General features: G+C 33.5%; 23 protein-coding genes. 8 read left to right on the forward strand and 15 right to left on the reverse strand.

Annotation, left to right across the window (positions count from 1 at the left end; all coding sequences use genetic code 11):
- Window positions 1-89: 89 nt before the first annotated feature.
- The 3 genes from BM289_RS07510 to BM289_RS07525 all read left to right on the forward strand — a co-directional run bounded on the left by BM289_RS07510 (window position 90) and on the right by BM289_RS07525 (window position 3,183).
- Window positions 90-1,355, forward strand: a complete 1,266-nt coding sequence (locus BM289_RS07510; protein ID WP_091492150.1) for a sensor histidine kinase — start codon at window positions 90-92, stop codon at window positions 1,353-1,355.
- Window positions 1,352-2,038, forward strand: coding sequence for a response regulator transcription factor (locus BM289_RS07515; protein WP_091492151.1), 687 nt, complete (start codon window positions 1,352-1,354; stop codon window positions 2,036-2,038). Before BM289_RS07510 ends, BM289_RS07515 begins: the two co-directional genes overlap by 4 nt.
- Before the next feature lie 380 nt (window positions 2,039-2,418).
- Window positions 2,419-3,183, forward strand: a complete 765-nt coding sequence (locus BM289_RS07525; protein WP_091492152.1) for an MBL fold metallo-hydrolase — start codon at window positions 2,419-2,421, stop codon at window positions 3,181-3,183.
- On the opposite strand, the gene BM289_RS07530 is transcribed toward BM289_RS07525, so the two are convergent.
- A complete protein-coding gene (locus tag BM289_RS07530) occupies window positions 3,184-5,388 on the reverse strand; it encodes a B12-binding domain-containing radical SAM protein (protein WP_091492154.1) in 2,205 nt (734 codons plus the stop codon).
- 113 nt (window positions 5,389-5,501) lie between these two features.
- On the opposite strand from BM289_RS07530, the gene BM289_RS07535 reads away from it, so the two are divergent.
- Window positions 5,502-9,092, forward strand: coding sequence for a DUF7948 domain-containing protein (locus BM289_RS07535; RefSeq protein WP_091492155.1), 3,591 nt, complete (start codon window positions 5,502-5,504; stop codon window positions 9,090-9,092).
- A gap of 66 nt (window positions 9,093-9,158) precedes the next feature.
- On the opposite strand, the gene BM289_RS07540 is transcribed toward BM289_RS07535, so the two are convergent.
- On the reverse strand, window positions 9,159-10,436 hold the full coding sequence (locus BM289_RS07540) for an MFS transporter (protein WP_091492157.1): 1,278 nt from the start codon (window positions 10,434-10,436) through the stop codon (window positions 9,159-9,161).
- 272 nt (window positions 10,437-10,708) lie between these two features.
- Between BM289_RS07540 and bshC the strand changes: the two genes are divergently transcribed.
- The 3 genes from bshC to BM289_RS07555 all read left to right on the forward strand — a co-directional run bounded on the left by bshC (window position 10,709) and on the right by BM289_RS07555 (window position 14,331).
- Complete coding sequence (bshC, locus tag BM289_RS07545; RefSeq protein WP_091492158.1) at window positions 10,709-12,298, forward strand: bacillithiol biosynthesis cysteine-adding enzyme BshC; 1,590 nt, start codon at window positions 10,709-10,711, stop codon at window positions 12,296-12,298.
- A gap of 123 nt (window positions 12,299-12,421) precedes the next feature.
- Complete coding sequence (locus tag BM289_RS07550; RefSeq protein WP_091492160.1) at window positions 12,422-13,693, forward strand: acyltransferase family protein; 1,272 nt, start codon at window positions 12,422-12,424, stop codon at window positions 13,691-13,693.
- A 218-nt stretch (window positions 13,694-13,911) separates the two neighbouring features.
- Window positions 13,912-14,331, forward strand: a complete 420-nt coding sequence (locus BM289_RS07555) for a nucleoside-diphosphate kinase (protein ID WP_012026941.1) — start codon at window positions 13,912-13,914, stop codon at window positions 14,329-14,331.
- A gap of 111 nt (window positions 14,332-14,442) precedes the next feature.
- On the opposite strand, the gene BM289_RS07560 is transcribed toward BM289_RS07555, so the two are convergent.
- Complete coding sequence (locus BM289_RS07560; protein ID WP_091492161.1) at window positions 14,443-14,739, reverse strand: DciA family protein; 297 nt, start codon at window positions 14,737-14,739, stop codon at window positions 14,443-14,445.
- Window positions 14,720-15,160: a lipocalin family protein gene (locus tag BM289_RS07565; RefSeq protein WP_091492163.1), complete on the reverse strand. Its 441-nt coding sequence runs from the start codon at window positions 15,158-15,160 to the stop codon at window positions 14,720-14,722. Before BM289_RS07565 ends, BM289_RS07560 begins: the two co-directional genes overlap by 20 nt.
- Window positions 15,161-15,418: 258 nt before the next feature.
- On the opposite strand from BM289_RS07565, the gene BM289_RS07570 reads away from it, so the two are divergent.
- Window positions 15,419-16,483 (forward strand): serine hydrolase domain-containing protein, encoded by a 1,065-nt coding sequence (locus BM289_RS07570; RefSeq protein ID WP_091492164.1) that lies wholly within the window; start codon window positions 15,419-15,421, stop codon window positions 16,481-16,483.
- A 15-nt stretch (window positions 16,484-16,498) separates the two neighbouring features.
- Here BM289_RS07570 and BM289_RS07575 read toward each other — a convergent pair whose 3' ends face one another.
- From BM289_RS07575 to BM289_RS07625, 11 genes are all read right to left on the reverse strand, one after another.
- On the reverse strand, window positions 16,499-17,098 hold the full coding sequence (locus tag BM289_RS07575; protein ID WP_091492166.1) for a Zn-dependent protease: 600 nt from the start codon (window positions 17,096-17,098) through the stop codon (window positions 16,499-16,501).
- A 25-nt stretch (window positions 17,099-17,123) separates the two neighbouring features.
- Entirely contained in the window at window positions 17,124-17,306 is a 183-nt protein-coding gene (locus tag BM289_RS07580; RefSeq protein ID WP_091492167.1) for a hypothetical protein, read from the reverse strand.
- 6 nt (window positions 17,307-17,312) lie between these two features.
- Window positions 17,313-18,266 carry a signal recognition particle-docking protein FtsY gene (ftsY, locus tag BM289_RS07585; RefSeq protein ID WP_091492169.1) on the reverse strand — a complete coding sequence of 318 codons (954 nt, stop codon included), beginning with the start codon at window positions 18,264-18,266 and terminating at the stop codon, window positions 17,313-17,315.
- Window positions 18,267-18,453: 187 nt separating this feature from the next.
- Window positions 18,454-18,606 carry a DUF4295 domain-containing protein gene (locus tag BM289_RS07590; RefSeq protein WP_008468081.1) on the reverse strand — a complete coding sequence of 51 codons (153 nt, stop codon included), beginning with the start codon at window positions 18,604-18,606 and terminating at the stop codon, window positions 18,454-18,456.
- A 73-nt stretch (window positions 18,607-18,679) separates the two neighbouring features.
- Window positions 18,680-18,862, reverse strand: a complete 183-nt coding sequence (rpmG, locus tag BM289_RS07595; protein WP_008253902.1) for a 50S ribosomal protein L33 — start codon at window positions 18,860-18,862, stop codon at window positions 18,680-18,682.
- Window positions 18,863-18,889: 27 nt separating this feature from the next.
- Entirely contained in the window at window positions 18,890-19,126 is a 237-nt protein-coding gene (rpmB, locus tag BM289_RS07600) for a 50S ribosomal protein L28 (RefSeq protein ID WP_008468080.1), read from the reverse strand.
- A gap of 71 nt (window positions 19,127-19,197) precedes the next feature.
- Window positions 19,198-20,451 (reverse strand): competence/damage-inducible protein A, encoded by a 1,254-nt coding sequence (locus BM289_RS07605; protein ID WP_091492171.1) that lies wholly within the window; start codon window positions 20,449-20,451, stop codon window positions 19,198-19,200.
- 153 nt (window positions 20,452-20,604) lie between these two features.
- On the reverse strand, window positions 20,605-20,949 hold the full coding sequence (locus tag BM289_RS07610; RefSeq protein WP_008468078.1) for an Hpt domain-containing protein: 345 nt from the start codon (window positions 20,947-20,949) through the stop codon (window positions 20,605-20,607).
- The gene (locus BM289_RS07615; RefSeq protein WP_091492172.1) at window positions 20,949-21,560 is read right to left on the reverse strand and encodes a fumarylacetoacetate hydrolase family protein; all 612 of its coding nucleotides are present in this window, start codon (window positions 21,558-21,560) and stop codon (window positions 20,949-20,951) included. Before BM289_RS07615 ends, BM289_RS07610 begins: the two co-directional genes overlap by 1 nt.
- Window positions 21,561-21,654: 94 nt before the next feature.
- On the reverse strand, window positions 21,655-22,425 hold the full coding sequence (locus BM289_RS07620) for a 3'-5' exonuclease (RefSeq protein ID WP_091492174.1): 771 nt from the start codon (window positions 22,423-22,425) through the stop codon (window positions 21,655-21,657).
- A 222-nt stretch (window positions 22,426-22,647) separates the two neighbouring features.
- Window positions 22,648-24,003 carry a dihydrolipoamide acetyltransferase family protein gene (locus BM289_RS07625; RefSeq protein ID WP_091492175.1) on the reverse strand — a complete coding sequence of 452 codons (1,356 nt, stop codon included), beginning with the start codon at window positions 24,001-24,003 and terminating at the stop codon, window positions 22,648-22,650.
- Window positions 24,004-24,012: the final 9 nt, after the last annotated feature.

Raw genomic sequence — 24,012 nt, forward strand, 5'->3', positions numbered from 1 at the left:
AACCGCTTTCAAACGTTTGTTAATGACTTGTTAACCGCCTGTTTTTAGGCTAAAATTGATTAATATTACACTCTCAAAATTGCTTATTCTTGAAAATTAATAAACTCAACAGTATCATTCTCTTAGGATTGGTAGCCATCATTAGTATATTGGTGGCACAATTGCTATGGACAAAAGAGGCTTTTACTATCGAACAAAAGAAACTGAGTCAGAAGGCACATATTGCTCTGCTTGAAGTGGCTAAAAAATTGTACGAAGGAACGAATCATGAACTTCCTGCTCAGAATCCAGTACAGAAAATTTCGAATGACTATTATATCGTAAATGTTGATAATGAATTTGAACCCGAAATTTTAGAGTTCTATTTGAAAACAGAATTCAAGAAAATGAATATCACCACCGATTTCGAATACGCAATGTACAATTGCCAAAGCGACGAAATGATTTATGGTGATTATATTACGCTTACAAAGAAAAAATCAGAATGTAAAAAGACTGTTTATTTTCCGAAACATAAAAATCTGGTTTATTATTTCGCTGTTCGTTTTCCGAATGAAACGACTTATTTGTTTAGCTCGATGCGATTCTGGTTTATTCTTTCGACTGCTTTGATCTTAATTTTGCTGATTTACGTTTATTCTATTTTCAAACTTTTACAGCAGAAAAAATACTCTGAATTACAGCGTGACTTTATCAATAATATGACGCATGAATTTAAAACGCCTTTGGCTTCCATTCTTATTGCTTCTAAATATTTGATTGAACAAAAGCCTATTAAAGAAGATAAAAAACTTTTTACTTATACTGATATTATTATCAATCAGGGGAATAAGCTGAATAGCCATATTGAAAAGATTTTAAATATCGCGAAATCAGATTATGCTCCTTTGGAACTCAACAAAGAAAGTATTTTGATTGTTCCGATAATTGAAGAAGCTATAGAAAACATCAAGTTAAAATATCCTGAAGCTTCTCTTTCTATTGAAACGGCATCAACTCAATATTTAATCAATACAGATGCTTTTCATTTTGGTAATCTGGTTTATAATTTATTGGATAATGCAGTGAAATATTGCAATGAAAAACCTGAAATCAAAATTAAAATCACAGAAGAAAGCAATTGTTTAAAACTAGAGTTCAATGATAATGGAATTGGGATTAATCCTAAAAAAATATCTTTTATCTTTGATAAGTTTTACCGTGTTCAGAACGAAAAAAGTAACGAAGTCAACGGATTTGGTCTTGGCTTGTTTTATGTAAAAGAAATCTGCAATCTTCAGAGCTGGAAAATAAAAGCCGAAAATAATCCGGAGAAAGGCGTTACCATAACTTTATCTATTCCTTATAAAAAATGAGAAACTTCAAAATACTTTATGCAGAAGATGATGAAACTCTTGCGTTTTTAACCAAAGATAATTTGGAACAAAACAATTATGACGTAACGCATTGTTCCGACGGAAAATCAGCTTTAAACATTTTTGAAGAGGAAGAATTCGATATCTGTATTTTTGATATTATGATGCCAAAAATGGACGGTTTTGAGTTGGCAGAAGCGGTTCGAAAAATTGATGTTGATGTTCCAATTATTTTCCTTTCGGCCAAAACTTTAAAAGAAGACCGAATTAAAGGTTTACGTCTTGGAGCCGATGATTATTTGGTTAAACCTTTTAGTATTGAAGAATTATTATTGAAAATTGAAATCTTCTTAAAGCGTTCTCAGAAAAATATTCCGCCTGCAAAAACAATTTATGAGGTAGGAAAATATCAGTTTGACACCAAAAATTTTATTCTTTTTAATGATGAAGAAAAAGTCGGATTGACACAACGTGAAGCCGAATTATTAAAACTTTTTCTGGATCACAAAAATTCTGTTTTAAAACGCGAACAAATCTTAACCTCTTTATGGGGAACAGATGATTATTTTATGGGAAGAAGTCTAGATGTTTTTATTTCGCGTCTCCGTAAGATCCTGGCAAACGAAGAAGGGATTTCGATAGAAAACCTGCATGGAATTGGGTTTAGGTTTTCTATTGGGTAAACTTTTTTTCTTTTGAAGCAAAGTAACGACAACGTTTTGTCATTTCGAGCGTAGGAGACTCGAGTGATAGCGAACAGGGGAAGCAAATCACACACGCTAATCGCCAAAGATTGTCGATATACTTTGCGGAGTTCCTAGTGTGATTTCTCCCTTCGGTCGAAATTGACAAACTAGAAGTAAACTTATTGAATAAAAATTATTAGTAACTCCAACATAAAAAACAGATTTCGCTTTATTTGTCAAAATATAAATGAAATAGGTATGAAAACCTTCTTGTAAATGCATAAACTTAAATAATAACAATCCTGTTAAAAATAAAGAAAAATCTGTAAATTAATTTTCGAAAAACTTTGTATTTTTAATATCTAATTTTCTTGGATATGAAATTACATCATTTGCGAAATGCCACTTTGGTGATTGAAACAGAAAAGCATGTCATTTTAGTTGACCCAATGTTAGGCAAAAGAAAAACAATTCCTCCTTTCACTATTTTCAGATACAAACCAAAACGAAATCCACTGGTGGCACTGCCTAAAAACAGTCGCGATATTTTAAGCCGTGTGACGCATTGTTTGATTACACATTTACATCCGGATCATATTGATAAAGCAGGTGAAGTATTTTTGAGAAGAAAAAGTGTTCCTGTAATTTGTAGTTCCAAAGACGAGAAAGCACTTGTCCAACGTGGCTTGAGCGTAATTCAAACCCTAGAATATTGGGAACCGCAAAAATTCCTCGACGGAAAAATAACTGGAATTCCTGCTATACACGGTTACGGATTTGTCGCCAAATTAATGGGAAATGTAATGGGATTTCATATTGAGCTGGCCGATCAAAAATCAATTTATATTAGTTCTGATACCATTTTTACAGAACATGTCGAAAAAGTTTTGACAGAGTTAAAACCTGACATTGCCACTGTTGCTTGCGGTACCGCAAGATTAGATTTTGGACAGCCCTTATTAATGCGAATGGATGATATTTTGAAATTCACCAAATTGGCTCCGGGAAAAGTTTTTGCTAATCATTTAGAGGCTTTAAATCATTGTCCAACAACTCGTTTACTACTAAAAAATGCTCTTTCGGACAATGGCCTTTTAGGAAAAACGGTTGTACCAAATGATGGTGAATGTATTGAGTATTAGTTAAAGTACCAACAATCCAAACTCACGCAAAGTATTTACAGGTTTTGAATACCAAAACAATTCAAAATCTTCTAATTCGGATTCGAAATCATTCTTTACTTCCTGGAAAGTAAAGTTTTTAGCATTTGAAATCGAAATCTTAGACAGAATCGAAATCAGCCATTCTCCTTCTGCTTTACTAGTCTGAACATCGAAACTTTCTTTTTTATCATGAAAAGTAAGCGACATCATTTCCCAGCTTCTTCCTTTTTTTGATTTTTTGAAAATTTCAGCAGAAGGTTTTCCGCCAAGCCAGACTACTTTTGCATTTGGTTTTGTATTGAAATCGTTTTGTTCTTCAAGTGCGTTAAAGATAAAATCCGGATGAATTTTTGTTTTCGGAATCTTAAAATCGAACCATTCCTGCAGTTCGTAATCAAAACAAATTCCGTGCATGAAATTAAAGAGTGATTTTTTTAAGCCAAAGCTAAATTTATCATGATTGATTCCCGTTGCATCCGTATATTCAATATCATTATTGGCGAAAGCTCCAATTTTTTCCGTTTTCTTAGTTACGCCAAACTGTTCCGGATACAATCCAACCGGACTATGAGCTGTCAAAGCAAACTGATGCCAGAATCCAGATTGCAAAACCCCCGCTTCAAAAAGCTGGCGAACCATTTCTAGACTATCAACCGTTTCCTGAATCGTCTGAGTTGGGTATCCATACATTAAATATGCATGTACCATAATTCCCGCTTCGGTGAAATTTCGAGTTACTTTTGCGACTTGTTCTACTGTAACGCCCTTGTCAATTAATTTTAGTAATCGATCTGAAGCAACTTCTAAACCACCAGAAACGGCAATGCAGCCAGAAGCTTTTAGCAACAGACATAAATCTTTTGAAAAACTTTTTTCAAAGCGAATATTTGTCCACCAGGTTACGGCTAGTTTTCTTTTTAGAATTTCAAGCGCCAGAGCACGCATTAAAGCTGGTGGAGCCGCTTCGTCCACAAAATGGAATCCATTTTGTCCTGTTTTTTCAATTAATTCTTCTATTCGATCGCAAAGTAAACTTGCTGCAACGGGTTCGTAAACTTTTATGTAATCTAGAGAAATATCACAGAAAGTACATTTTCCCCAATAACAACCGTGTGCCATTGTGAGTTTATTCCATCGTCCATCACTCCACATTCTGTGCATCGGATTTACAATTTCGATAACCGAAATATATTTATCCAAAGGCAGATCGGAGTAATCCGGAGTTCCAACCTGAGATTGTTTGTAATCGTGTTTTAAAGAATTATTTTTATAAACCACTTCCCCATTTTCCAATAGAAAAGTCCTTTTAAATGAATTATAATCCGGATTTTCTAAATTAGCTATTAATTCTTCGATTGGCACTTCACCATCATCTAAAGTAATAAAATCGAAAAACTCAAAAACACGTTTATCCGAAAGCGAACGCAATTCGGTATTTGGGAAACCGCCCCCCATTGAAATCTTAATTTCAGGATTATTCTGCTTTACCCATTGCGCCGAACGAAATGCACTGTATAAATTTCCAGGAAACGGAACAGAAATTAAAAACAAAGTTGGTTTTACAGTTTCAATTTTTTCTTTCAAAAGTGAAATTAAAATGGAATCGATATAAGTTGGTTCTTTTTGAAGCTCGGCGTATAATTCGTCAAACGAATTGGCACTTCTTCCTAAACGTTCTGCATATCGGCTGAAGCCAAAATTTTCATCGACACATTCTACAATAAAATCCGAAATATCTTCAAGATATAAAGTAGCCAAATGTTTGGCTTTATCCTGAGTTCCCATTGTTCCAAAAGCCCAATCCAATTCTTCCAACTGCGCAAAACGAGAAGCCTCGGGCAGAAAATCTTCCTGACAAATCTGCAAGGCTAAAGTTGGATTTTTTCCTTGCAAAAACTGAATTACAGAATCAATTGTTTTGATGTACTCATCCTGTAAAGCAAAAATACGTTTCGAGTTATCTAAAATTTCATTTCCAACAACATCAAACTTAAAACTTGAAACTTGAAACAAATTTTGAAGTCCTTTCTTTGAAAACAATTCTAAAATGACATCAATACCCAAATCAGCCTGAACCGATTCTATATTCTTTGTATTCAGAAAACCTTTTATATACGCCGTTGCCGGATACGGAGTATTCAGTTGGGTAAATGGCGGTGTAATTACAAAAAGTTTTGTTTTCAAATGGAATTATTTTTTTTGCAAAAATACAGGTTATTGAGGACTTTTTCGCATTTGATTTTTTGATTTGAAATTGTAAACATTTAATTACATTTGTCTCAGCCCAAATTACTCAAATGAAACAAAAATTACTTTTTCTTTTTCTACTAGTTACAGTTGCATTATTCTCTCAAAATAAAAATCAATCTATTGGTTTTAAAGAAAACAAAGGACAAATTGTAGATCAAAATGGAAAATTAAACACAGCTGTTAAATATTTATTAAACGCGAACGGTTTAAATGTCCAACTCAAAACAAATGGCTTTTCTTATGATGTTTATGAAGTAAAAAAAACTCCAATTCTTGGTTTAAGAACTGCAAAAACACTTCCTTATTTAACTCAAAAAGAAAAGGAAAGAAAAGAAGAATTTAATTTAGAATATGTTTTTCATCGAATAGACATTGATTTTCTAAACTCCAATCCAAAAGTTGAATTAATTACCGAACAGAAATCAACTGATTTTGACAACTATTATAATATTCCAAATAAACCTGAAGGAATTACCGGAGTTTATCAATACAAACAAATTACTTATAAAAACATATACCCAAATATTGATGTTGTTTTTACAATTCCTGATGATCCACAAAAGACCGTCGAGTATAATTTTGTAATTCATCCAAAAGGAAATATCTCGGATATCCAGTTAAAATTTAATGGTGCAGAAACGAATTTAGTGAATAACAAAATCCAAATGAATGTTCGTTTTGGAAAGATGGAGGAAACGCTTCCTGCAAGCTGGATTGAAGAAAAAGGGCATAAAAAAGAGATTATTGTTGGGTATAAAAAAATAAAAAAAGATGTTTATGGATTTCGTTCGGCCAATTTTTTAAGTGGAAAAACTGTTGTAATTGATCCTGTACCTATTAAACTATGGGGAACTTTGTACGGAGATAAAACTAATAATTATTACATACTTGAAACCACTAGTTTAATTGCTGATAATTTAGGAAACTCATATCTAACTGGCGCTACATCAGCCTTTAATTCTTCCTTTGCGAGCTCTGGCGCACATCAATTAACAATTCCTCCTTCAATATATACCTCAACAAATGGAATAATTGCAAAATTTAGTCCAGATGGAAATCGCTTATGGGGAACTTACTATGGAGGTAAAAATTTTAATCAAATTACTGATATAAAAATAGATTCTCAACAAAACCTAGTTATTTCTGGAATTACTCAAGGAGATACAAATATTAGTACTTCTGGAGCATTCAAATCTAACATAAGCGGAGACTACGATGCATTTTTAGCTAAATTTAACACTTCGGGTGTAAGGATTTGGGGAACCTATTTGGGGGGAGAAAATATAGATGCCGCATATGCCCTGGATGTGGATTTGAATAATAACATCTATGTTGTTGGCAGAACTAAAAGCAAATCAAATATTTCGATTAATAACAATTTTCAGACGCAATGGAATAATGATTTTGATGGTTTTATTTCAAAATTCAATACTAATGGAGACATTGTTTGGAGTACTTATGTAGGAGGAGAAAATTGGGATGAACTCCAAAATATAGTGGTTAAAAACAATTACTTTATTACGGGTGGATATTCCCTTAGTTACAATAATATTGCTTCGTCAGGAGTTTTTCAGGAACACCATGATGTTAATAATCATTCAGACGGAATCGTGTATAAATTTTCTCTAAATGGAGATCGAATTTGGTCATCGTACTACGGAGGAGAACAGGTTGATTATATTTATACTATCGCAGTTGATGATGAAGACAACATTTATCTAGGAGGAGAAACAGCAAGTAACAACAATATAACAACACCAGGAAGCTTTGAAAGCTCTAACATTCTTTCTCTATATAAAGGTTTTTTAGTAAAACTAAGTAGTAACGGAAAAAGGATTTGGGGATCTTACTTAGGTGAAGCTCTTCCTTATTCTCTCTTTTTTAGAAATAACTCTTTATATATTGGAGCTACAAATAATCGTTCTTATAGTACTAAATTAACAACTCCTTGTTCTTACAAACCAAATAATGAATCTTCGGAAGGATACATTGGTAAATTTTCAAAAGATGGCGAACTTATTTGGGGAACCTATATTGGGGGAACAAGTACATTTCGAAAAACTAAAATTGCCTTAGGAAACAATTCCATATTCATTAGCGGAATTACTTATTTAAAAAACGGAATTACAGATAATACATCATATCAGCAGAACCTTTTAGGTACAGAAAATTATTTTTTGATGAAATTTCAAGAAAATAATTCAACTACGGTTCCTGAGCTCGAAAGTAATTCCCCTGTTTGTACAGGAAGTACTTTGGAACTAAAGTCATCTGGTGGAACAAATTATTTTTGGACTGGACCAAACGGATTCACATCAACAGAACAAAATCCAATTATAATCAATGCCAAATCAATAAACAGTGGCGAATATATATGTTTAATTGGTGGGGTAGCTGAATGTGAAAAGACAAAAAAAATAACAGTTTTAGTTAATGAAACTAATACTCCAACTACAATCGCAAATCAACAATTTTGCACGGGACAAAACCCAACAATATCCAACTTGGAAATTACTGGAAATTCAATAAAATGGTACGATGCACTAACAAATGGAAATTTATTAGCAGAAACAACAAATCTAGAAAACGGTAAAACGTATTACTCATCTCAAACAGAAAACGGTTGCGAAAGTCCAAGATTTGGAGTTACGGTTTCAATAGTAAATACTCCTTCTGTTCCATCTGGAAATCCAGAGCAATCTTTTTGTAAAAAAGAAAACAAAACTCTTAATGACATTCACATAACGGGACAAAATGTCAAATGGTTTGATACCATGATGTCTGCATCAGCATTACCAAATACTACCTTATTAGAAAACAACAGAATCTATTATGCATCTCAAACTGTTGGATGCGAAAGTGACAGAACGCCAATTTTGGTTCATGTTTACGATACTCCTTTACCCACTGGAAATAACAACCAGCAATTTTGTATTGATGAAATTGCCACTTTAGAAAATTTAAACATAACTGGAACTAATATTAAGTGGTATGATACTTCAACAGCTGGAAATATTTTACCTGAAACAACTTTGTTACAAACTGCAATTTATTACGCTACGCAGACTGTAAACAGTTGCGAAAGTGAAAGATTTGAAGTAAACGTTAAAATCCAAGACACTCAAATTCCTATTGCAGATTCTCCACAAATATTTTGTATTCAAAAAAATGCAAAAATTAGTGACATTAAAGTTTCGGGCAATAACATCAAATGGTACGAAAATATTTCTTCAAATATTTCTATTTCAGAATCAACACCTCTTGAAAACGGAATTACTTATTATGCCACTCAAACTATCAATAAATGTGAAAGCGATAGAATTCCTGTTACCATAAATATTTTAGAAGCAACAACTAGCGATTGTATCCATTTTGTTGAGGAACTTCCATACCCAAAATTCTTTACTCCGAATAATGATGGTCATAATGATACTTGGACGATTGATTTTGCTTATTTAGCCCCAAACAGCGGTATTAGAATTTTTGACCGTTATGGGAAATTTATTAAAGAATTACGTCCAGACACTTCTTGGGACGGAACTTACCTTGGTCATCTGGAACCCGCATCAGATTATTGGTTTATTGTCAAAAGATTAAATGGTACAGAATTTAGAGGCCATTTCAGTTTGAAGAGATAATATAAAACACAAAGTCCGCAATTCTTAATAAGGATTCCGGACTTTTATTTTTTAAGATATTAACTTTTAAAACTTATGTTCATCTTTACTAATTACTATAAATGAAATCAAAGAAATAAAAGCAGCTGTTACCAAATAATAGCCCACATAACTCACATCATATGTCTTGGCTAACCAAATGGCAATCATTGGTGCAAAAGCTGCTCCCAAAATCCCAGCCATATTAAAAGTTAATGATGCTCCAGAATAACGAACATTTGTTGGAAATAACTCTGATAAAAAAGTACCTAACGGACCATAAGTAAATCCCATTAAAGACATTCCGATACAAGCAAAAATCGTAACTAATGCTATGTTTCCGACACTTAAGAAATAAGAAAAGAAAAATCCGAAAACAGCAATTGCAGCTGTAGCCAGAATAAGCATTTTACGGCGCCCAATTTTATCTGCCACCACCGCAGAAACTGGAATAAAAAGCGCAAAAAACAATACAGAAAATAACTGAATCAACAATCCATCTCTTTTCACGATACCTAAATCTGAAGTTGCCCAGCTTAAGGTAAATACAGTCATCAAATAGAAAACCAAGAAAGTTGTGATCGCTGCAAAAGTTCCAAAAATCAATTGGTTCTTATATGATTTTACTAATTCCAGAAAAGGAACTTTAACTTCTTCCTGCTCTTTTTTAGAATTTTCGAAAGAAGGTGTCTCTGTAATTTTTGTTCTGATGTAAAAACCAACGATTACCAACAAAGCACTAGCAATAAATGGAATTCTCCAACCGTAATTCATAAAATCTTCATTGCTCATCGAATCGGTTAAAAGCAAAAAAGTTCCTCCCGAAAGCAGTAATCCAATTGGCGCTCCTAGTTGCGGAAACATTCCGTACCAAGCGCGTTTATTTGGTGGAGCATTTTCTATAGCCAATAAAACAGCTCCTCCCCACTCGCCTCCTAAACCAACACCTTGTCCAAATCTGCAAAGCATTAACAATAAAGGTGCTGCAACTCCAATACTTTCATAACTTGGCAGAAAACCAATCGTAACTGTAGAAATTCCCATAGTTAATAAAGCGGCAACTAAAGTAAATTTTCGACCAATTTTATCTCCATAATGTCCAAAAAAAGCAGAACCCAAAGGACGAGACAAAAATGCAATTGAAAATGTTGCTAAAGACTCCAATGTTGCCATTGTCGAATCTGAACTAGGAAAAAATAACTGTGGAAAAACCAACACCGCTGCATTGGCATAAATATAAAAATCAAAAAATTCGATTGTTGTGCCAATAAGGCTTCCAAAAAGAACATGTTTTAAGGAGTTCTTTTTATTCGGGTTCGTTTTCATGTAAAATTGATATAACTTTTTTTTGATTACAAAAATATAGTTTCATTATTAATAATTTACATTTAAGAGGATTAGTTTCAAAACACTTTCAATTTTTTAACAAAATTCATGTGTTTTATATTTTAACAAACTAATTACTTATCGATTTTCAAAAACCTGATTCAGGGAACTTTAAAATAAAAATGAAAAATCAAATCTTAAGCATTCGTTAAAAACGTTTTTAACTGTATATTTTCATTAAATTTACAGCTGTCAAAAATAAATTTAAAATTATGCCTACCGACTGTATCAGCTTTCAATCTTCTGGTTATTTTTCTAAACTAATGCAAGATTACTTAGATCAAAAAGAAGAATTAAAACCGCTGTACAATAATTTTCCAACCTTAGAAAATTTCGAAAAACAAATTGCTGAAAAAACAGCTAATTTTGATCACAACAACCGAATCCCATTGGTTAAAACCTTGGAAAAACAATACCAAAATATTGAAATTTCAGATTCGACGAAACAAAATATTTCGCTTTTAGCACTCGAAAATACTTTTACCATTACAACCGGACATCAGCTAAATTTATTCAGCGGGCCGTTGTATTTTTTGTATAAAATCATTTCTGCAATTAATTTAACCAAAGAATTAAAATCTAAATATCCTTCTTACAATTTCGTTCCTGTTTATTGGATGGCAACGGAAGATCATGATTTTGAAGAAATTAATTATTTCAATTTTAAAGGAAAAAAAATCCGTTGGAATGCTGAAAGTACAGGCCCAGTTGGAAGATTATCTACTACTGGATTGGAAGATTTATTTGAAATCTATTCTAAAGAATTAGGCTCAAGCACGAATGCCAACGCACTGAAAAAGCTATTTGAAGATGCGTACTTAAAACATGAAAAATTAGCCGATGCTACTCGTTATTTAGCAAACGCTCTTTTCTCTAATTATGGTTTAGTCATTATAGATGCAGACGATGTCAATTTAAAACGTGCCTTTATTCCGTTTGTAAAAGAAGAATTAGAAAATCAAACTTCATTTAAAGCGGTACAAAAATCAATTGAACAACTTTCAGATTATACTGTTCAGGTAAATCCAAGAGAAATCAATTTGTTTTATATCGAAGATAAACTGCGTGAAAGAATCATTTTTGAAAACGATAAATATTTAGTCAACAATACCAAAATTGCATTTTCAAAAGAAGAAATTCTAAAATTATTGGAAAGCAGTCCTGAAAAATTCAGTCCAAACGTAATCATGCGTCCGCTGTATCAGGAAATTATCCTTCCTAACCTTTGTTACATTGGCGGAGGCGGAGAAATCGCGTATTGGTTAGAACTAAAAGCATTTTTCGAAGCTGTAAAGATTACTTTCCCAATCTTATTAGTACGAAACTCTGTTCTTTTAGCAACTGAAAAACAGGCTAAAAAAGCGGATAATTTAGGGTTAAGCTGGAAAGATTTATTTAGCAAATCAGAAACTCTGATTAATGCTATTACACATAAACTTTCTCCGTTTCCAATTGATTTGACAGAGCAGAAAGAAGCACTTGAAAAACAATTCAACTATCTTTTTGAATTGGCTGAGAAGACCGACAAATCATTTTCTGGAGCCGTAAAAGCACAGGAAATAAAACAGAAAAAAGGATTAGAAAATTTAGAAAAACGTTTATTAAAAGCGCAAAAAAGAAAACTTCAGGATCAATTACAGCGTGTTAATGATTTGCAGTGCGAACTGTTTCCTAACTATAGTCTTCAGGAGCGCCAGACTAATTTTTCCGAATTTTATTTAGAAAAAGGCGATCAGTTAATTCCACTTTTAATTCAAAAATTAAAACCTTTAGAACATAATTTTGATATCATAATCATCTAAAATAATTATCTTTAGAAATTCAAAGTAATAGTTTAGGAACAAATAACCAGCTCATTTCCGAAAGTATTGCTTCTCTCAAACCAAATAGAATTATATTTTATAACCTATTAACGAACTAACCAAATGGTAAGAGAACGCCTAATTTCGCTTGATGTCTTTCGCGGACTGACTATTCTATTGATGACAATTGTAAACAATCCCGGAGACTGGGGCAATGTTTATCCACCACTTTTACACGCACATTGGAACGGCTGCACACCAACCGATCTTGTATTTCCTTTTTTTGTTTTTATAATGGGAGTTGCAGTTCCGCTGGCAATGCCGGACAAAACTTATGACGAGAAAACATTCAACAAAATCCTGATTCGTTCCTTAAGAATGCTCTGTCTTGGGATATTTTTTAATTTCTTTGGTAAAATTCAACTGTTTGGACTCGAAGGAATTCCGCTTCTTATCGGCAGATTAGTAATCACTTTTGCTGTTGGTTATGCCTTGATGGGAAGTTTCAACACAAAATTAAAAAACATTTTTGCTTTTGGCATATTAGCATTGTATCTCATTTTAGCTTATGGAGACTTTGAAAATTATCAAGATGTAAGGCTTCCAGGAGTTCTACAGCGTATTGCCGTTGTTTATTTTGTAGTTTCTCTTTTGTATTTAAAAACCTCTCGAAAAACACAATTAATTACAGGATTCGTTTTACTTTTTGGTTATTGGGCAGTTATGACCATAATTCCAGTTCCGGGATTTGGAGAAGCCAATTTAGAAAGAGGAACCAATTTAGCGGCTTGGGTTGACAGCGTTTTACTAAAAGGACATATGTATCACGAAACCAAAACCTGGGATCCCGAAGGAATATTAAGCACAATTCCGTCTATTGTAAACGGAATTATCGGTTTATTCATTGGACAAATTTTACTCCTCGGCGCAACTAAAATCAACAAAGCACAAAGAATGGGAATGATTGGTGTCGGATTTATTTTTTTCGGTTTAATGTGGGATTTAGTTTTCCCAATAAACAAATCAATCTGGACGAGCAGTTATGTTTTGTATACAACTGGTCTTGCAACTGTATGTCTAACGGCATTGTATTACATCATTGATATAGCCGAATATAAAAAAGGATTCAAACTGTTTGTTATTTGGGGAGTCAATCCAATGATTGTGTTTTTTGCGTCACAGATTATTCCGCAGGCATTAACCATGATCCGATTCCAAAATCCTCAAAATCCCGAAGAACAGACTAATCTATTAGATTATTTGTATCGTTTTGGAATTGCACCATTTTTTAGCAATCCAATGACAGCTTCTTTAGCGGGCGCGTTGACCTATGTAGCTATCTGGACTTTTATCCTTTGGATTTTCTATAGAAACAAATTGATATTCAAAGTCTAAATTTGCTTCACCATCATTGTAGAGACGCACCGCAGTGCGTCTTTTTTATTATGATTCGGTGCATCCTGTTAGATACACTGCAGTACACCTCTACAAAAATGGTTTAAAAAAAACATTTCTTGCCCAAAACATCGTTCCTAACGACTTTTAATTATGAATTTATTAAAATCAATTGATAAAAAAAGTATACTTTTGCACAAAATTTAATAAAATACAAAATGGCAACAAATAGAACTTTTACAATGATTAAACCAGATGCTGTTGCAAACGGACACATCGGGAACATCTTAGCAATGATTACTAATGGTGGTTTCAAAATCGTTTCATTAAAATTAACTCAATTAACTGTAGCTGATGCTAAAGCGTTCTACGCAGTTCACGCAGAAAGGCCTTTCTACGGAGAATTAGTTGAATTTATGTCTCGCGGACCAATTGTTGCCGCTATTTTAGAAAAAGATAACGCAGTAGAAGATTTCAGAACTTTAATTGGAGCTACAAACCCGGCTGAAGCTGCTGAAGGAACTATTCGTAAAGCATACGCTACTTCAATTGGAGAAAATGCAGTTCACGGATCCGACAGCGACGAAAATGCTGCTATCGAAAGTGCATTCCACTTTGCTGGAAGAGAGCAGTTTTAATTTATGATTTTAGAGTTCAGCTTTTAGATTGCTGAGCTTAAACATAAAAATAAAAAAATCCATTCGTTGTGCGAATGGATTTTTTTATATCGAAAAATCTAAAATCTAAAATTAGCGAAGCACAACATCCTTCACGACATCACGTCTCAATTCTTCATTAATCATTTTAACGATTTTGGATTTTCCGTGGCTTAATTCTTCCCGTAAAACAGCCGAACCTAATTCAACATACAAAGTACTGCCTTTAAGAATAACGTTTTTCGTGTAAGTATTCACACCACTTCCCATAAGATTTTTCCAGGCGTCGCGAACATCAATTTGATCCATTCCGGCCTGTAACTTATTCACTTGGATAATCTGCTGTAAAACAGCACTAATTGTAGATTCGCTATTTAGTCTTTTCGCCATCGTTTAATAGATTAATTGGTGCTGCTTTTTTATAATGATATTCTATTTTTTGTGGATTTTTAACCACTAATTCTTTATCCGAAAGCGAGATGATTTCTTCGCTCCATTTCGTATAATCTGTTTTATAATCCAAGTAAACATGTTCTCCCGCAAAACGAACCGACACATTTTCAAAAGTATCCGTAGTTAAAAATGTGCCATCAAACTGTGGCATTACTTTCGTTCGAATGCCTTTATTATCTTTAATTTGAAAAAAATCAAAAGTTTCATTCATCTTATAGTCCTTCTCTTCTCCCTTGTCAAAAACTACTTTTTCAATTTCCCAATAACCGTTTAAGTTAGCAATATCTTCAGGTTTTACATCTTGTTTACAGCTTACAAACAAAAGCGATAAAACCAAAGTCATAAAAGTGTTTTTCATAAGTACTCAAATTTTTATAAGGATCTGAAACCTGCTGTCCGCTGTATTCCCGATAAACAAAAACTACGGCTAAAAAAGCCTTGTTTTTTCTAAATCGGGAGATGCCACTTCCATCAGGGCTAGGGCATCAGTTTTCAAAAGATTTTTCTCGGACTACAAAGGTAAGCTTATAATCATCAAAAGAAACAAAAAATCACAAAACACATTAAACTATTTTGCATATTTTTGGTCAAACCCCAAAACCAAAAACAAAAAGACATGACCAAAACTATTTACGGATTATTGACAGCCTTATTATTTATAAGCTGCAGTAAAGATTCAACAGAACCTGATGCAACTCCTTCAGAGAACATGTATTTCCCTCCTCTAACAGGAACAACTTGGGAAACAAAATCAATCACAGAGCTAAAATGGAATCAAAATGCTGTACAGCCACTTTTAGATTATCTAGAACTCAAACACTCCAAATCCTTTATGATTTTAGTAAACGGAAGAATTGTTCTAGAAAATTACTTTAATAATCACACCGCTTCTACGAACTGGTATTGGGCAAGTGCCGGAAAAACTTTAACTTCAACAGTAACTGGAATTGCTCAACAAGAAGAACTTTTAAATATAAACAATAAAGTTTCTCAATACTTAGGAACAGGCTGGACTAGCGAAACTCTTGCCAAAGAAAATCTAATAACCTGTAAACATCTTTTAACCATGACATCTGGTCTTGATGATTCTACTGACGATGTAGACCCAGAAGATTTAATCTATAAGGCTGATGCTGGAACTCGATGGGCTTATCACAATGTTTATGTAAAACTGCAAGATGTAGTTGCCAAAGCCAGTGGACAAACTTGGCAGAACTATTTCAATACCAGGTTAAGAGACAAAATCGGCATGGATGGTACTTGGATACCACTTGGCGTAAATAGTGTCTATGCAAGTACAACAAGAAGTATGGCTAGATTTGGCTTATTAATGCTCAACAAAGGAAAATGGGAAAATAACATAATTTTAAACGAAGCCTTTTTTAACGAAGCAACCAATACTTCACAAAATATTAATTTAGGTTACGGATATTTATGGTGGTTAAACGGTAAAGCCAATTATCATTTGCCACAATCGCAGTTAACCTTTCAAGGAAGTGTAATTCCGACTGGACCTAGTGATATGTTTATGGCTTTAGGAAAAAATGACCAAAAGATTTATGTCGTGCCAAGCAAAAACATGGTAGTAATCAGAATGGGAGATGCAGCTGACAATGTAAATCTTGCCCTATCTGATTTTGACAAAACGTTGTGGGAGAAAATTAATGCTTTATATCAATAAATTTCGAATTGCAGTTTAAATCAACTGCCATCCTTTATTTTTTAAAAAACTTTTACAGCTTTTACAAAAATCCTTTTCTTCATTCAGTGGGTTTCCGCCTCCAGCATCGCGCATTAAACAAGTTTTAATTTTGCAATGCGGTAAACCTGCTGTATGACCTAATTCATGCAAAACCAATTTATAAAACTGGCTATTTCTATGCTTTTTAGATAATCTAAAATCGGAAACAAAGCAGGCTTTTCCAGGCATATAACCTAAACCCATTACACCCCAGTCTTTGATATTATTTTTTGTTGCACTAATATCAAGATGTGACAAACCTACAATAACAGAATCACTGCCGATATTATTTTTAAGATTCTTAATAATACTATCTGCTCGATATATATTACGCGGTTTGTAAAATGAATTTTCAGGAAAGTCTATATTCTGCCTTAAAACAACATTAGGATTTATTGTTTTTATTTCGGTAAGGACTTTTTGAGATTGTTTGGGTTCAAAATCCCCCAAAGGCTGTATCACTAGAACCTTTTGATTTTTTACAGTATTTTCATTGTCTCGTTTGTTTATGCAACCGCACAAACTGAACAACAGAATGAAAATACCGTATTTCATATTAGTTAAAAGCGCACTAAATCAATTATTTTTTATTCGCATTTGTTCTTTTAAGAACTCCTAAAAAGAACAAGATAATTCCAGCAACCATCAAAATATAGTAAACCGAAAGATTATTATCTTTTAGCACATTTGCCAAAACAAAACATATCACGCTTGCAAAATAAAACGCAACAGCAGATATGTTTTTCAAAGATTCAAAACTCATTATTTTTTATTTAAAGAAACTATCAACGAATTCATATTTATTAAAGACTTGTAAATCCTCAATTCCTTCGCCAACACCAATATATTTAACTGGAATTTGAAACTGGTCCGAGATACCAATAACCACTCCACCTTTTGCTGTTCCGTCCAATTTAGTTACAGCTAACGAAGTAACTTCTGTCGCAGCTGTAAATTGTTTTGCCTGTTCAAAAGCATTTTGTCCAGTAGAACCGTCCAAAACCAAAAGTACATCGTGTGGCGCATCAGCAACTACTTTCTGCATTACACGTTTTACTTTTGAAAGCTCGTTCATCAAATTGATTTTATTATGAAGACGTCCAGCAGTATCAATAATCACAACATCTGCATTTTGTGCAACTGCCGACTGTAATGTATCAAAAGCAACAGAAGCTGGATCACTTCCCATATTTTGTCTTACAATTGACACCCCAACACGATCTGCCCAAACTTGCAATTGATCAATTGCTGCCGCGCGGAAAGTATCTGCCGCACCTAAAACTACCTTATGACCTGCTTTTTTAAACTGATAAGCTAATTTTCCAATTGTTGTTGTTTTTCCTACTCCATTAACTCCAACAACCATTAAGACGTAAGGTTTCTTATCTTTTGGAACTTCAAACTCTGTCGCTTCACCTGTATTTGTTTCAGATAACAAAGCCCCAATTTCATCTCTTAGAATCTGGTTTAATTCATCTGTTCCTAAATATTTATCTTCGGCAACACGTTTTTCAATTCTTTCAATGATTTTTAATGTCGTATTAACTCCAACATCTGAGCCTACAAGAACTTCTTCCAGATCATCTAAAACATCATCATCGACTTTAGATTTTCCGGCAACAGCTTTGCTTAACTTCGAGAAAAAAGTAGTTTTTGTTTTTTCAAGACCTTTGTCTAAAGTCTCTTTTTTTTCGGTAGAGAATAATTTTTTAAAAAAACTCATTTTTTGTAGATTATTAGATTTATTAGATTTCTAGATTTTCAGCCAAGAAATCCAAATCTTTAAAGAAAGTGCAATTGTCTTTCGAAAAAAGCCCAATTGTTACGATTCTTTAAATTTTTAGACAAATATAGGTAATAAAAAAGCTACTTCCGAAAGAAAGTAGCTTTTCTATATAATGTAATTGTAATTATTTCTTTTTCAAGAATTCATCAACTTCTTCAGGAGCCATAATAGATTCTACGAATGTATATGCACCAGTTTTAGGAGATTTTACCATTTTGATGGCTTTTGATAATCTCTTAGAAGATGTTTGTAACGATGCTACGGTTTTCTTTGCCATGATTCAAATGTTTTGAAATTCAATAAATCTTCAAATGAAAAACCATTTGAGATTTTATCAAAATCTCTAATTATTACTTAATTTCTTTGTGAACAGTTACTCTTTTTAAGATTGGATTAAATTTTTTAATCTCTAATCTATCTGGAGTATTTTTTTTGTTCTTAGTTGTAATATATCTAGAAGTTCCTGGAACACCAGAAGTTTTGTGCTCAGTACATTCTAAAATTACTTGGATTCTATTACCTTTCTTTGCCATCTTGCTATATATTTATTTAGGAAAAGATTATTTGATAAATCCTTCTGACTGCGCTTTTTTCAAAACTGCAGTGATTCCATTTTTATTAATTGTTTTTATCGTAGATGCTGCTACTCTAAGAGTAATCCATCTATCTTCTTCTGGAAGATAAAAACGCTTTTTAACTAAGTTTACAGAAAACTTTCTCTTAGTTTTGTTCATAGCGTGAGAAACGTTATTTCCTACCATCGCTCTTTTACCTGTAAGGTCACAAACTCTTGACATTATACTTATCTTTTATCGTTATTCAAAATCAGGGTGCAAAGAAAAGAAAAATAAACCATTGTAGCAAAAAATTATTGCACAAATTTTAAAATTTCTTTCTGCAATATTTCTAAACTCTTAACTGTTGCCCTATCTACCACTTTTTCACGAGGTTGTCCGAAGTTAAATTCTTCTACAATTACCTCTTTTGGGGTCGCCAAAGCGATAAAAACGGTGCCAATTTCCGCATCAGAATCGCCTTTTGACGGGCCTGCGTTACCAGTTGTGGCTATACCATAGTCAGTCTGCAGTAAGTTTTTCACATTCAAGGCCATAGACGACGCAACTTCTGCACTTACCACTGAATGTTTGTCTACCAACTCTTTTGGAACTCCAAGCACGTTTATTTTTGCTTCAGTCGCATAAGAGACTACGCTTCCTTTAAAATAAGCTGACGCTCCGGGCACAGCAGACAATAAAGACGCGACTCTTCCGCCAGTAAAACTTTCAGCTGTAGAAACTGTTTTATTTTGCTTTGTCAAAAATTTACCAACTACAGTCTCTAGCGTTTCATTTTCTTCATAACCCACAATTATATCATGAATTATCAAATCCAACGAACGTACATTTTCTTCGATCGCTGTTTCTAAAACTTCTTTATCAGTTCCTCTTGCCGTTAATCTTAAACGAACACGGCCCGGATTTGGCAGATAAGCTAATTTTATAAACTCCGGTAGGTTATTTTCCCATTGCTCAATACGTTCCGCCACTAAACTCTCTCCCTGACCATAAGTCAGAATGGTTTTATGAATAATGTATGGACGTTTATATTCTTTAACTATTTTCGGAATAATTTCTTCTTCAACTAGATATTTCATTTCATAAGGAACTCCCGGAAGCGAAATAAAAACAGTGTTTTCTTTCTTCATCCACATGCCTGGCGCTGTCCCTACTTTATTTGGCAGCACAGTACAAGTTGACGGCACTAAGGCTTGGTCTTTATTTAACTGCGAAATCGGTCTTTTGTAAAAACCTTCGATCAATTGCGTAACATGCTCCAAAACTTCTGGATTGACAACCAATTCATCATCAAAGTATTCACAGAACGTTTTCTTCGTTACATCATCTTTAGTTGGACCAAGTCCACCCGTAACTATGACAACATCCACTTTATTCTGCAACTGAGCAAAAGTGTCTAAAATATGCTTTTTATCATCGCTTATAGACAGCATTTCTGCTACCTCAACTCCAATTCTATCTAATGATTTAGCAATAAAAGCTGAATTTGTATCTACGATTTGACCAATTAGAATTTCATCTCCAATTGTTATGATTGCTGCTTTCATATTTATTTAAGGAAAGTTTTACCTGATTCAAACAGGTTTTTATTACGAAGAAAATCCTTGAATCTGTTTTTTTTTTTTACAGAAATAGCACCTTCAAAATTAGAAAACAAAACCCAATCCTTTTCAAAACAAGAATTGGGTTCCATTTGTATTTTACAAATCAAAGTCTTTTTTAATTTCTTTGATTGCTTCTTTAACTTGCACTTTTATACTTTTAAAAGTTTCAATAATATCTTTTTTCTTGCCTTCTGCTTTGGTCCAAGCCTCTACTTGAAGAATTTCTTCAAAAGCTACATTTAATCCCATTAAATCCAAAGTAGGCTTTATTTTATGAGCATAGGAGTAGGCATATTTATGATCCTTCTTCTTAATTCCTTCTTTAATTTGTTTTAAATCTTCCGGAACTTCCGTAACAAACAAAGTTAAAATTTGATTTACAAATTCAGGATCGTTATCTGAAAGTGCGTACACTTTCGAAAGGTTGTATTTTAAAGCCATTATTTTACTTGTATTCTGAATAATTTTTTATCTTCTAAAAAGCCCTCTAAAACATCATTTGGTTTTACAGCCGAAACACCAGCAGGCGTTCCTGTAAAAATAATATCTCCAATTTTTAAGGTAAAAAACTGAGACACATGCGAAATCAATTCATCAATCTTCCAAAGCATCATTTCCGAATTCCCTTTTTGAACCGTTTCACCATTTGTTTTCAATTCAAAATTAAGGTTTTCCATAGAAACAAAGTTAGTTTTTGGCAAAAAATCACCAATAACCGCCGAACCATCAAACGCTTTGGCTTTTTCCCACGGAAGCCCTTTTTCTTTTAATTTACTTTGTAAATCTCTTGCCGTAAAATCGATTCCAACACTTATTTCGTCATAATATTTATGAGCAAATTTAGGCTCAATGTATTTTCCAACTTTATTGATTTTTACAATAATTTCTATTTCATGATGAACATCTTCAGAAAACTCCGGAATCACAAACGGATGCTGCTTCAACAAAACCGCCGAATCGGGTTTCATAAAAACTACCGGCTCACTTGGACGTTCGTTCTTTAATTCTTCTATATGATTGGCATAATTCCTGCCGACACAGATAATCTTCATTCTTTTTAGTTTTCAGTCGCAGTTTTCAGTCGCAGTTTACTAAATACAGAAATAGTCCCAGTTAAAACTGAAAACTGAGACTGCGACTGACAACTTATTTCGTATTTAATTTTCTCAATTTAATTGCTGTCAAAACTTTTTTGGTATACAAAGGAAAATCAGCATTTTGAATCCAGCTGAAATAACCTGGTTCTGATTCTAAAACTTTCTCCACTTTCGCTCCTTTGTGCTTTCCAAAAGTAAAAATTTCTTCGTCATCTTTATCAAAAGCAATCATTCCGGCAAAATCTGCAATCTTTTTACGAGTTGTAAATTCAGATAATGCTTTCATATCATTTTCCAATTCTGGATAACGATCCAACTGTGCTTTCAGAATTTCATAAGTCGCCATAGTATCAGCTTCAGCTGAATGGGCATTATCTAAACTTTTTCCACAATAAAATTTCAAAGCTGCACTTAGAGTTCGCTCTTCCATTTTATGAAAAATAGTCTGCACATCTACAGAAACTTTGTTTTTCATATCAAAATCAACTCCTGCACGAAGCAATTCTTCTGCCAAAAGTGGGATATCAAAACGATCGGAGTTAAAGCCACCCAAATCGCTGTCTTTAATCATATTATGAATATGAGGCGCTAATTCTGCAAAGGTTGGTTCGTTAGCTACTTTTTCATCAGTAATGCCGTGAACCGCTGTAGTCTGAGGAGGAATTGGAATTGTTGGATTAACCAGCCAGGTTTTACTTTCTTTATTTCCGTTAGGAAAAACTTTAAATATTGAAATTTCTACGATTCTATCTTTACCGATGTCAATTCCCGTTGTTTCGAGATCAAAAAAGCAAATTGGCTTGTTAAGTTTTAATTCCATTTCTAATTTTTATAAGTTTACAAATGTAATTTTTAAAGCCGAATATCTCCCTTTATTCTCGTTTTTTTTTGTCGAAAAAAGCTTTCATTTAACGATTTTAACTTTTAAGAAATAGGTCAATAACAACTTAAAGCATTACCACTTAACGCTTTTCTTACAAAACACAAAAAAATCCGATTAGTTATAAACTAATCGGATTTGAAACATTTCTTATAATTGATTTTAGAAATCTCGATCTACATCAAAAGCTTCTAAATACTCTGCCACTCTTTTCACAAAACTTCCTCCCAATGCTCCATCTACCACTCTATGGTCATAAGAATGAGACAAGAACATTTTCTGACGAATTCCAATAAAATCTCCTTCTGGAGTTTCAATAACAGCAGGAACTTTACGAATTGCTCCAAGAGCCAAGATTCCAACTTGAGGTTGATTGATAATTGGCGTTCCGAAAACACTTCCAAAAGTACCAACATTTGTCACCGTGTAAGTTCCGCCTTGTGTATCGTCTGGTTTTAGTTTTCCAGCTTTTGCACGGTTTCCTAAATCGTTAACCGCTTTTGCCATTCCAACCAAATTCAATTGATCGGCATTTTTAATCACAGGAACAATTAAATTTCCGTTTGGTAATGCTGCTGCCATTCCTAAATTGATATTTTTCTTTTTGATGATATAATCTCCATCAACAGAAATATTCATTCCAGGAAAATCTTTTAAGGCTTTTGCAACCGCTTCCATCATAATTGGGGTAAAAGTCAATTTCTCACCTTCTCTCTTTTCGAAAGCTGTTTTTACTTTATCTCTCCATTTCACAATGTTTGTTACATCTACTTCAATAAACGACTGAACGTGAGCCGAAGTCTGAACTGAAGCAGTCATATAACCCGAAATCAGTTTACGCATTCTGTCCATTTCAACAATTTCGTCAGCACCATTTACAGAAACCGGAACTGCCTGCTGGCTTTTTTGAGCAACTGGCTCAACTGCTTTAGGAGCTTCAGTTTTTGGAGTTTCCGCAATTACTTTAGGAGCTTCTTCAATTGCTTTTGGCGCTTGTACTGCTCCAGATTTGCGATCTTCTATATATTTTAAAATATCTTCTTTAGTCACTCGTCCATCTTTTCCTGAACCTGCAATATTTTCAAGTTCATTCAAAGTCACATTTTCTTCTTTTGCGATATTTTTTACTAATGGAGAAAAGAATTTATCCGAACTTGAAAAATCTGTACCTGCTACAGTTTCTTTTACTGTTTCAATTGTTTTTTCAAGTTCAACTGCTTCTGCTGGTGCAACAGTTTCTTCTACTGAAATCGTTTCTGTAACTACCGTTTCACCACCTTCAGTTTCAATAATAGCAATAGTCTGCCCTACTTGCACCAAATCATCTTTTCCAAACAACTGCTCAACTAAAATCCCTGATACTTCGCTAGGCACCTCACTGTCAACTTTATCGGTTGCAATTTCGAGTACAGCTTCATCAGCTTCAATTTTGTCTCCAACTTCTTTCAACCAGTTTGTAATGGTTGCTTCAGCGACACTTTCTCCCATTTTCGGAAGCTTTAATTCAAATCTTGCCATATTGTTAAT

The sequence above is a fragment of the Flavobacterium phragmitis genome, from assembly GCF_900112575.1.
GTDB lineage: Bacteria > Bacteroidota > Bacteroidia > Flavobacteriales > Flavobacteriaceae > Flavobacterium > Flavobacterium phragmitis.

Bases quoted from the DNA above. Each gene is read 5' to 3' on its own strand.
- BM289_RS07580 (WP_091492167.1), bottom strand. From the start codon at position 17,306: ATGAGTTTTGAATCTTTGAAAAACATATCTGCTGTTGCGTTTTATTTT.
- BM289_RS07565 (WP_091492163.1), bottom strand. From the start codon at position 15,160: ATGAAAAACACTTTTATGACTTTGGTTTTATCGCTTTTGTTTGTAAGC.
- BM289_RS07620 (WP_091492174.1), bottom strand. From the start codon at position 22,425: ATGGAATTAAAACTTAACAAGCCAATTTGCTTTTTTGATCTCGAAACA.
- BM289_RS07540 (WP_091492157.1), bottom strand. From the start codon at position 10,436: ATGAAAACGAACCCGAATAAAAAGAACTCCTTAAAACATGTTCTTTTT.
- rpmG (WP_008253902.1), bottom strand. From the start codon at position 18,862: ATGGCAAAGAAAGGTAATAGAATCCAAGTAATTTTAGAATGTACTGAG.
- BM289_RS07615 (WP_091492172.1), bottom strand. From the start codon at position 21,560: ATGAAGATTATCTGTGTCGGCAGGAATTATGCCAATCATATAGAAGAA.
- BM289_RS07535 (WP_091492155.1), top strand. From the start codon at position 5,502: ATGAAACAAAAATTACTTTTTCTTTTTCTACTAGTTACAGTTGCATTA.
- BM289_RS07610 (WP_008468078.1), bottom strand. From the start codon at position 20,949: ATGGCTTTAAAATACAACCTTTCGAAAGTGTACGCACTTTCAGATAAC.
- BM289_RS07625 (WP_091492175.1), bottom strand. From the start codon at position 24,003: ATGGCAAGATTTGAATTAAAGCTTCCGAAAATGGGAGAAAGTGTCGCT.
- rpmB (WP_008468080.1), bottom strand. From the start codon at position 19,126: ATGTCAAGAGTTTGTGACCTTACAGGTAAAAGAGCGATGGTAGGAAAT.
- BM289_RS07555 (WP_012026941.1), top strand. From the start codon at position 13,912: ATGGCAACAAATAGAACTTTTACAATGATTAAACCAGATGCTGTTGCA.
- BM289_RS07560 (WP_091492161.1), bottom strand. From the start codon at position 14,739: ATGGCGAAAAGACTAAATAGCGAATCTACAATTAGTGCTGTTTTACAG.
- bshC (WP_091492158.1), top strand. From the start codon at position 10,709: ATGCCTACCGACTGTATCAGCTTTCAATCTTCTGGTTATTTTTCTAAA.
- BM289_RS07570 (WP_091492164.1), top strand. From the start codon at position 15,419: ATGACCAAAACTATTTACGGATTATTGACAGCCTTATTATTTATAAGC.
- BM289_RS07550 (WP_091492160.1), top strand. From the start codon at position 12,422: ATGGTAAGAGAACGCCTAATTTCGCTTGATGTCTTTCGCGGACTGACT.
- BM289_RS07525 (WP_091492152.1), top strand. From the start codon at position 2,419: ATGAAATTACATCATTTGCGAAATGCCACTTTGGTGATTGAAACAGAA.
- BM289_RS07575 (WP_091492166.1), bottom strand. From the start codon at position 17,098: ATGAAATACGGTATTTTCATTCTGTTGTTCAGTTTGTGCGGTTGCATA.
- BM289_RS07605 (WP_091492171.1), bottom strand. From the start codon at position 20,451: ATGAAAGCAGCAATCATAACAATTGGAGATGAAATTCTAATTGGTCAA.
- ftsY (WP_091492169.1), bottom strand. From the start codon at position 18,266: ATGAGTTTTTTTAAAAAATTATTCTCTACCGAAAAAAAAGAGACTTTA.
- BM289_RS07515 (WP_091492151.1), top strand. From the start codon at position 1,352: ATGAGAAACTTCAAAATACTTTATGCAGAAGATGATGAAACTCTTGCG.
- BM289_RS07590 (WP_008468081.1), bottom strand. From the start codon at position 18,606: ATGGCAAAGAAAACCGTAGCATCGTTACAAACATCTTCTAAGAGATTA.